Genomic DNA, 8,267 nt, shown 5'->3' with positions numbered 1-8,267 from the left:
GGGCGTGCGAACCGCGTCGACGCGCGCGCCGCCGGCGCACGCCGCCACGACGACCCGGTGCGGCACCACGGCCCGCATCCGGCGCGACGGCATGGCGCGCGCGGTGCAGGCGGCGGAGGCCGCCATATCGTCGCTACTGGTTCGAACAAGGCCGCGGTCCATGGACCGTCCTTCTGTTACACGCGCATGCATCGACGCTTGACAGCAACTCTGCGCGAATCGTGTGCATGCACGATGCTTTCGCTATTCCGCGTCTGCCGTGCGCGTGTCAACAAAAAGCAACCGTTGCTCGCTAGTTCCGACAAAAAATCCACGTCGCGCGAATCCGCACGTCCGATGCGCGCAGCGACACGCGCCGCCCGCAAAAGAAAACCGCCGCTGCATCGCTGCAGCGGCGGCGTGGCGGTAGCCTGCGCGGGCGTCGCGCGTCAGACGCGCTGCTCGATCGGCACGAAGGGCACGTCCTCCGGCCCGACATACACGGCGGCGGGGCGGATGATCTTGCCGTCCATGCGCTGCTCGATCACGTGCGCGCTCCAACCGGTGGTGCGGGAGATCACGAACAGCGGGGTGAACATCGCCGTCGGCACGCCGAGCATGTGGTAGGAGACAGCGCTGTACCAGTCGAGGTTGGCGAACATCCGCTTGGTGTCGGCCATCACCTGCTCGATCCGCTCGGCGATCTGGAACATCCGCATGCTGCCGGCCGCCTCCGACAGGGTGCGGGCGACGCGCTTGATCACCTCGTTGCGCGGGTCGGCAATCGTGTAGACGGGGTGGCCGAAGCCGATGACGACTTCCTTGGCGGCCATGCGGCGGCGGATGTCGGCCTCGGCCTCGTCGGCGGTCTGGTAGCGCTTCTGGATTTCGAAGGCGACCTCGTTGGCGCCGCCGTGCTTCGGCCCGCGCAGCGCGCCGATCGCCCCCGTGATCGCCGAGTAGATGTCCGAGCCCGTGCCCGCGATCACCCGCGACGTGAAGGTCGAGGCATTGAACTCGTGCTCGGCGTACAGGATCAGGCTGGTGTGCATGGCCCGCACCGCCGCCGCGTCCGGCCGCCGCCCGTGCAGCAGGTGCAGGAAATGCCCGCCGACCGAATCGTCGTCCGTGCGGACGTCGATCGCCCGGCCGTTATGCGACCAGTGGTACCACCACAGCAGCATCGAACCCAGGGAGGCGACCAGCCGGTCGGCGATGTCGCGCGCGCCGGCATGGTTGTGGTCATGCGCCTCCGGCAGCACGCAGCCGAGGGCGGAGACGCCGGTGCGCATGACGTCCATCGGGTGCGCCGCCGCCGGGATGGCGCGCAGCGCGTCGGTCACGGCCGACGGCAGGCCGCGCAGCTCGCGCAGCTTCGCCTTGTAGGCCGCCAGCTCCGCCACCGTCGGCAGGCGGCCGTGGATCAGCAGGTGGGCGATCTCCTCGAACTCGCACTGCTCGGCGATGTCGAGGATGTCATAGCCGCGGTAGTGCAGGTCGTTGCCGGTGCGCCCGACGGTGCAGAGCGCGGTGTTGCCGGCCTCCACGCCGGACAGGGCGACCGACTTCTTGGGCTTCGGTCCGGCGGCTGGTGTGTCGTTCATCTCGGGTCTCCCTCTCTCGGTCGCGCTCAGAAGATGCCGGGCTTGCCGGCTTCGAGCGTGCCGGCCGGCAGGGCGACGTTCAGCAGGTGCAGGTCCTCGGCCGCGAGCTTCGGAAGATCCTGGACGATCTCGATGAAGCGGTTGGCCTCCCGCCTGCTGATGATGCCGTCGGTCAGGGTCTCGAACTTGCGGATGTAGTCCTCGCGCCCGAACGGCCGCGCGCCCAGCGGATGGGCGTTGGCGACGGCCATCTCGTCCTCGATCACCGTGCCGTCGGCCATGTGGATCTCGACCCGGGCGCCGAACGCCTTCTCGTTGGGGTCGGTCGCGTGATAGCGGCGGGTCCACTCCGGGTCCTCGCGCGTCTCGATCTTGTGCCACAGCCGCACGGTGTCGGCGCGGCCGGCGCGGCGCGGCGCGTAGCTGTCCACGTGGTGCCAGGTGCCGTCCTGCAGGGCGACGGCGAAGATGTACATGATGGAGTGGTCGAGCGTCTCGCGGCTCGCCTTGGGGTCCATCTTCTGCGGGTCGTTGGCGCCGGTGCCGATCACGTAATGCGTGTGGTGGCTGGTGTGCAGCACAACGCGCTCGATCTGCTCCAGGTTCTCGATCTTCTCGCGCATGCGGAAGGCGAGGTCGATCAGCGCCTGCGACTGGTACTCGGCGCTGTGCTCCTTGGTGAAGCTGTCCATGATGGCGCGCTTGGCCTCGCCCTTGTCCGGCAGCGGCACGCGATACAGCGCGTCCGGCCCGTCGAGCATCCAGGCGATGACGCTGTCCTCGCCCTCATAGATCGGGCTCGGCGCGCCCTCCCCGCGCATCGCACGGTCCACCGCCTCCACCGCGAGCTTGCCGGCGTGGGCGGGGGCATAGGCCTTCCACGAGCTGATCTCGCCCTTGCGCGACTGGCGGGTGGTGAAGCTCACATGCACCGCCTGCTGCACCGCCTGATAGATCACCTCCTGCTTCAGGCCGAGCAGCGTGCCGATGCCGGCCGCCTGTGCCGGGCACAGATGGGCGATGTGGTCGATCTTGTGCTCGTGCAGGCAGATCGCGCGGACGAGGTCGATCTGGATCTCGTAGCCGGTCGCGAGGCCGCGGATCAGGTCGCGGCCCGACCGCTCCATCGTCTGCGCGACGGCCAGGATCGGCGGGATGTTGTCGCCGGGGTGCGAGTAGTCGGCGGCGAGGAAGGTGTCGTGCATATCGAGCTCGCGCACCGCCGTGCCGTTCGCCCAGGCCGCCCATTCGGGGCTGACCCGGCGCGAGGCGGGCACGCCGAAGACGGTCGCGCCGGCGCCGCGCCGCGCGTGACCGAGCGCCATGTCGCGGGCGGAGACGACGGGGTGGCGGTTGATGGCCGCGATCGCGACGGCGGCGTTGTCGATGATGCGGTTGATGATCATGGCGGCGACGTCGCGCTCGACGGCGACGCGGTCGGCGGCGACGCCGGCGATCTTCCAGGCAAGCTGGTCGTCGCGCTTCAGGTTGTCCTTTGAGGGATGAACCCTCACCTCGTGCATCTTCATGCGTCTCTCCGATCGTGGCGTTCGCGCCGTTGTGGCGGCCGGATGCAGCAGTCCCGGCGCGTTACGCCGGGTTTGCAACCCTGTGCCGCGTGCTGATCCGCCTCGGCTTCGTAAGGTTCGCCCCAGTGGCGAGCAAGCCATGCCCCGGCAGGCCAGAGGGGCGTCAGCGGGAGGGCGCGGGCGTGCCGGGCGGGGCGGGACGCGGCAGGAGTGCGCCGGTGGCGCGGCCAGGGACGGTCGGGCGGACAGTCGGGGGACGGCCGGCGGGCCCCGGCGCAGGACGGTCGGCCGACGGCAGCGTATCGACGGGCGCATGCCGGCGTGGCGCCCGTCGCTGCACGGTTTGTTCGCGTTTGCGGAAAGGATCGGCTAAACCGTCCGCCGCGGGACGGCGGCAGGCGCGGTCGGCCGCTCGATGGAGAATGCCCATGGCCCTCGTCCACTCGCATGTCGATCAGTTGCCGGCACACGGCGTGGCCGCCGGCCCGATCCCCGACCCCGCGACGATGCCGCCCCTGCCGACGGTGATCGGCCGGGGGCTACGCAACCGCTGCCCGGTCTGTGGCGAGGGCCATGTGTTCGACGGGTATCTCACCGTCGTGCCGGCCTGCGATCACTGCGGCGCCCCGCTGTCCCTGGCGCGCGCCGACGACGCGCCGCCGTGGCTGACCATCCTGATCGTCGGGCACCTGGTGGTGCCGCTGCTGTACATCGTGGATCAGGCCTATTCGCCATCGCTTTTGGTAATGTCGGCGATTTTCCTGCCGCTGACGACGGTGCTCGCGCTCGCGCTGCTGCGTCCGGTCAAGGGCGCGATGGTCGGGCTGATGCTGAAGCTGGGCATGCTGAAATCCGAATCGGATGGATGACGCCGCACCGGCCGCCCCGACGCCCACCGGCGCGGCCGCTGCCGAGGCCGGGCACCGGGAACGCCTCGTCCGCGTCGTGCTGGCCGGCGAGGCGCTGACGCGGCTGTCGCCGATCCTCGAGGCCGACCGGGCGCAGGCCGTCGCCGATCTCGAATCCGAAAACCGCTTCGCGCCGGTGACCCCGCGGCTGCGCGAGACCGGCGGCGGCGGCCCGTTCGTCCTGCATCTGTCGATCCAGGAAGGCCGGTTGGTGTTCGACATACGGGCCGAGGACGATGCCCCGCTGGGCGCGATCGTGCTGGCGTTGGGTCCGTTCCGCGCGCTGATCAAGGATTACCAGCTGCTGGTGGACAGCCACATGAAGGCGGTCGAAGAGGGGCGCGAGGCGCGCATCCAGGCGATCGACATGGGACGGCGCGGCCTGCACAACGAGGGCGCGAACCTGATGATCGAGCGGCTCGACGGCAAGATCGGCATGGATCTGGAGACCGCGCGGCGGCTGTTCACCCTCGTCTGCGTCCTGCATCAGCGCATCTAGGCCCGAAGCCATGAAGATCGACGGCACGCCCTATCGGACGATCTGGGTCGACGAGCAGGACGGCCGGTCGATCCGGCTGATCGACCAGACCAAGCTGCCGTGGTCGCTCGACATCCGCCGCCTGACGCATGTGCGCGAGATCGCGCACGCGATCCGCAGCATGCAGGTGCGCGGCGCGCCGCTGATCGGGGCCGCCGCCGCCTATGGGCTGTGCCTCGCGCTGGCCGAGGACGCGACCGACGCGGCGATGGAGCGGGACGCGGCAATGCTGCTCGCGACGCGGCCGACCGCGGTGAACCTGCGCTGGGCGATGGAGCGGATGCTGGCGCGGCTGCGCGAGACCCCGCCCGCGGGGCGCCTCGCCGCCGCCTATGACGAGGCCGGCCGCATCGCCGACGAGGACGTGGCCACCAACCGCGCCATTGGGGCGCATGGCCGCGCGCTGATCGACGCCGTCGCGGCGCGGCATCACGGCCAGTCGGGGGGGCGTTCCGAAGGGCGTCCGGTCAACGTGCTGACCCATTGCAATGCTGGCTGGCTGGCGACGGTCGATCATGGCACCGCCCTGGCGCCGATCTATGCCGCGCATGACGCGGGAACCGCCGTGCATGTGTGGGTGGACGAAACCCGCCCGCGCAACCAGGGGGCCGCGCTGACGGCGTGGGAGCTGGGCCGGCACGGCGTGCCGCATACGGTCGTGGCCGACAATGCCGGCGGCCATCTGATGCAGCACGGCCAGGTGGACTTGGTCATCGTCGGCGCGGACCGGGTGACGCGGACGGGCGACGCGGCGAACAAGATCGGGACGTATCTGAAGGCACTGGCCGCGCGCGACAACGGCGTGCCGTTCTGGGTCGCGGTCCCCTCGCCCACAATCGACTGGCGGATCGCCGACGGCATCGCCGACATCCCGATCGAGGAGCGGCCGGCCGCCGAGGTGACCACGGTCACGGGCCGCGCGCCGGACGGCAGCGTCGTCAGCGTGCGCGTCGTCCCGACCGACAGCGCCGCGGCGAACCCGGCCTTCGACGTCACGCCGGCGCGGCTGGTCACCGGCCTGATCACCGAGCGCGGCTGCTGCGCGGCGGAGCCCGCGGCGATGGCGGCGTTGTTTCCCGATCACGCATGACGGACGCGCGGTCGTAGCGGTGCACGCGACGGTGGCGCGCGCCGGCCGGGCATGCGAGATTTCGGTGTCCTGATTCCATTCCGTTTCCAAAAAGGACCTGCTGCATGCGCCGATGCGCGCCTGCCCGTCCGACGGCGCGCATCGGCGCCGCGGCGCGGCTATCCGGCGTCCTGATCCTCGCCGCGCTCGCCGCCTGCGCGCGGACGCCGCCCGCGACCAGCGCGGCGAGCGGTTATCGCGCACCGTCCGACACGCAGGTGCCGGACTTCGCCAAGAAACCCTACGAGCCGATCAGCCGGGCGGCGGTGGTGGCGATCGCGCTGCGCGAATGGCGCCTGTTCGACCGCCCCGTGGACGACGACCCGCCCGATACCCGCCCGCAGCCGCCCCCCGACCAGATGCCGGAGCGACAGGAGGGCTACTGGCAGCGCGTCGGCGAATACTGGTGGCTGGCGCTCGATCCGTCCGACAAGGAAGCCGCCTGGACCGGCAAGCATGACGAGTTCGGCCTGGTGTTTCCGGCCAGCGAGGACGGCCGGTACGCCTGGTCGGCCGCGTTCGTCTCCTATGTCATGCGCATCGCCGGCGCCGGCCCGCATTTCCCGTATTCGATGAACCACGCGACCTATATCAACATCGCCAAGCAGATGGCCGACGGGCAGACCTCGGGCTGGATCGTCACCGCCGAGCGACCGGAGAACTACGCGCCGCAGCCGGGCGACCTGATCTGCACCGGACGCGGCCGGTCGGCCCGGCTGCGCTATGACGACCTGCCGACCGCCAGCTCGTTTCCCGCGCATTGCGACATCGTGGTGTCCCGCCAGCCCAACCAGATCAGCGTGATCGGCGGCAACGTCGATGACGCGGTGACCATGAAGCACGTGCCCGTCACCGGCGACGGGAGGCTCGCGACGCCCGACGGCACGGTGCTCGACACGCGCTATCCGTGGATGGTGGTGCTCAAGGTGCTCTACCCCGACGCGCCGCCGCCCGTTTCATGAGGGGGGCGGTGGCCGCCCGCGCTCAGCGCTGGCGCCACGGCAGGCCGCTCGCCTTCCAGCCGGCAAGGGCGCCGCGGTGCCCCTCCGCGTCCATCGGCCCCTCGAACCCGTCGGCCACGTTGTAGACCTGTGTCATGCCGGCCTCGGATGCGGCCATGGCGGCGGCGGCACTGCGCGCGCCGGAGCGGCAGATGAAGAAGATGTGGTGCCCGGGCGTCAGCCCCGCCGACGCAAGGTCGCCCGCGAAGCGCGGGTTGAGCTGCATCGTCGGATAGACCTGCCACTGTATCAGAAGCGTCTGCTTGCCGCAGGCGGCGAGGTCGGGCAGCCCCACGAAGATCCACTCGGCCTCCGTCCTGACGTCCACCAGATGCGCATCCGGATTGCTTTGCAGGGCTTCCCACGCCTGCGCCGGCGTCACATGTTCCAGCATCCGCTGTCTCCCGCGTGTCCCTGTCCGGCATGGCATGTGCCCGGCGGCGCCACAAGCGGCGGGGCGGCCGGCCGGAGGGATACATGACGACGACACCGCACGGACACCAGACGGCCGCCGACCTGGCCGACGCCATCGGCAACACGCCGCTCATCCGGCTGCGCCGCGCCAGCGACGCGACGGGCTGCGACATCTACGGCAAGGCCGAGTTCATGAACCCGGGCGGATCGGTGAAGGATCGCGCCGGTCTCGCGATCATCCGCGACGCCGAGGAGCGCGGCCTTCTCAAGCCCGGCGGCACCCTGGTCGAGGGCACGGCCGGCAATACCGGCATCGGCCTGACGCTGGTCGGCAACGCGCGCGGCTATCGCAGCGTGATCGTGATGCCCGAGACGCAGAGCCGGGAGAAGATCGACTTCCTGCGCATGATCGGCGCCGACCTGCGCCTCGTGCCGGCCAAGCCGTACCGCGATCCCGGCAACTACGTGCATGTCTCCAGGCGGCTGGCCGAGGAGATGGGCGCGGTGTGGGCCAATCAGTTCGACAACCTCGCCAACCGCGACGGCCACCGGCTGACGACGGGGCCGGAGATATGGGACCAGACGATGGGCCGCGTCGATGCCTTCACCTGCGCCTGCGGCACCGGCGGCACGCTCGCCGGCGTCAGCATCGCGCTGAAGGAGCGCAATCCCGACGTGCGGATCGTGCTGGCCGACCCCGAGGGCAGCGGGCTGTACGGCTGGGTGAAGTCGAACGACCTGACGGTCACCGGCTCCTCGATCACCGAGGGGATCGGCCAGTCGCGGGTGCCGGGCAATCTAGAGGGCGTGGTGATCGACGACGCGGTGCGCATTCCGGACGCCGAGGCGCTGGAGCAGGTCTTCGACCTGATGATCCACGAGGGGCTGTCGATCGGCGGCTCCGCCGGGATCAACGTCGCGGCCGCGATCCGGGTCGCGCGCGACCTCGGGCCCGGACACACGGTCGTGACGGTGCTGTGCGACGGGGCGGCGCGGTATCAGTCGAAGCTGTTCAACCCGGAGTTCCTGCGCGGTAAGGGCCTGCCGGTCCCGCCCTGGATGGCCTGACGCGGGCCGCGCCGCCCAGCCCGGCTCCACTCAGCCCGGCCCCGCTCAGCCCGGCGCCGTCGCCCAGGCCGCGGGCCGGGCGGCGGCATGGGCGAGC

At 70.8% G+C, this 8,267-nt stretch carries 8 protein-coding genes; 5 read left to right on the top strand and 3 right to left on the bottom strand.

The annotated features are described in order from the left end of the window. Window positions 1-428: 428 nt before the first annotated feature. Window positions 429-1,583: a bifunctional 2-methylcitrate synthase/citrate synthase gene (gene prpC, locus B8460_RS10725; RefSeq protein ID WP_048861590.1), complete on the bottom strand. Its 1,155-nt coding sequence runs from the start codon at window positions 1,581-1,583 to the stop codon at window positions 429-431. A 26-nt stretch (window positions 1,584-1,609) separates the two neighbouring features. Continuing rightward, window positions 1,610-3,112: an MmgE/PrpD family protein gene (locus B8460_RS10720; RefSeq protein ID WP_048861589.1), complete on the bottom strand. Its 1,503-nt coding sequence runs from the start codon at window positions 3,110-3,112 to the stop codon at window positions 1,610-1,612. Between the two features lie 428 nt (window positions 3,113-3,540). On the opposite strand from B8460_RS10720, the gene B8460_RS10715 reads away from it, so the two are divergent. The 4 genes from B8460_RS10715 (at window position 3,541) to B8460_RS10700 (ending at window position 6,649) form a co-directional block, all read left to right on the top strand. Further along, window positions 3,541-3,981 (top strand): DUF983 domain-containing protein, encoded by a 441-nt coding sequence (locus tag B8460_RS10715; RefSeq protein WP_084623496.1) that lies wholly within the window; start codon window positions 3,541-3,543, stop codon window positions 3,979-3,981. Then, on the top strand, window positions 3,974-4,519 hold the full coding sequence (locus B8460_RS10710; RefSeq protein WP_084623494.1) for a UPF0262 family protein: 546 nt from the start codon (window positions 3,974-3,976) through the stop codon (window positions 4,517-4,519). Before B8460_RS10715 ends, B8460_RS10710 begins: the two co-directional genes overlap by 8 nt. A 10-nt stretch (window positions 4,520-4,529) precedes the next feature. After that, complete coding sequence (gene mtnA / locus B8460_RS10705; protein ID WP_048861588.1) at window positions 4,530-5,648, top strand: S-methyl-5-thioribose-1-phosphate isomerase; 1,119 nt, start codon at window positions 4,530-4,532, stop codon at window positions 5,646-5,648. 104 nt (window positions 5,649-5,752) lie between these two features. Beyond that, window positions 5,753-6,649: a DUF2272 domain-containing protein gene (locus B8460_RS10700; RefSeq protein WP_084623492.1), complete on the top strand. Its 897-nt coding sequence runs from the start codon at window positions 5,753-5,755 to the stop codon at window positions 6,647-6,649. Between the two features lie 22 nt (window positions 6,650-6,671). Here B8460_RS10700 and B8460_RS10695 read toward each other — a convergent pair whose 3' ends face one another. After that, the gene (locus B8460_RS10695) at window positions 6,672-7,082 is read right to left on the bottom strand and encodes a rhodanese-like domain-containing protein (RefSeq protein ID WP_048861587.1); all 411 of its coding nucleotides are present in this window, start codon (window positions 7,080-7,082) and stop codon (window positions 6,672-6,674) included. Window positions 7,083-7,165: 83 nt separating this feature from the next. On the opposite strand from B8460_RS10695, the gene B8460_RS10690 reads away from it, so the two are divergent. Beyond that, a complete protein-coding gene (locus B8460_RS10690; RefSeq protein ID WP_048861586.1) occupies window positions 7,166-8,170 on the top strand; it encodes a cysteine synthase A in 1,005 nt (334 codons plus the stop codon). The last annotated feature ends 97 nt before the right edge of the window (window positions 8,171-8,267 follow it).

Origin of the sequence: Acidisphaera rubrifaciens HS-AP3 (genome assembly GCF_000964365.1) — a bacterium.
Lineage (GTDB): Bacteria > Pseudomonadota > Alphaproteobacteria > Acetobacterales > Acetobacteraceae > Acidisphaera > Acidisphaera rubrifaciens.
Note: the sequence above shows the minus strand (reverse complement) of the source record. Positions and strands in the feature narration are given on the sequence as shown.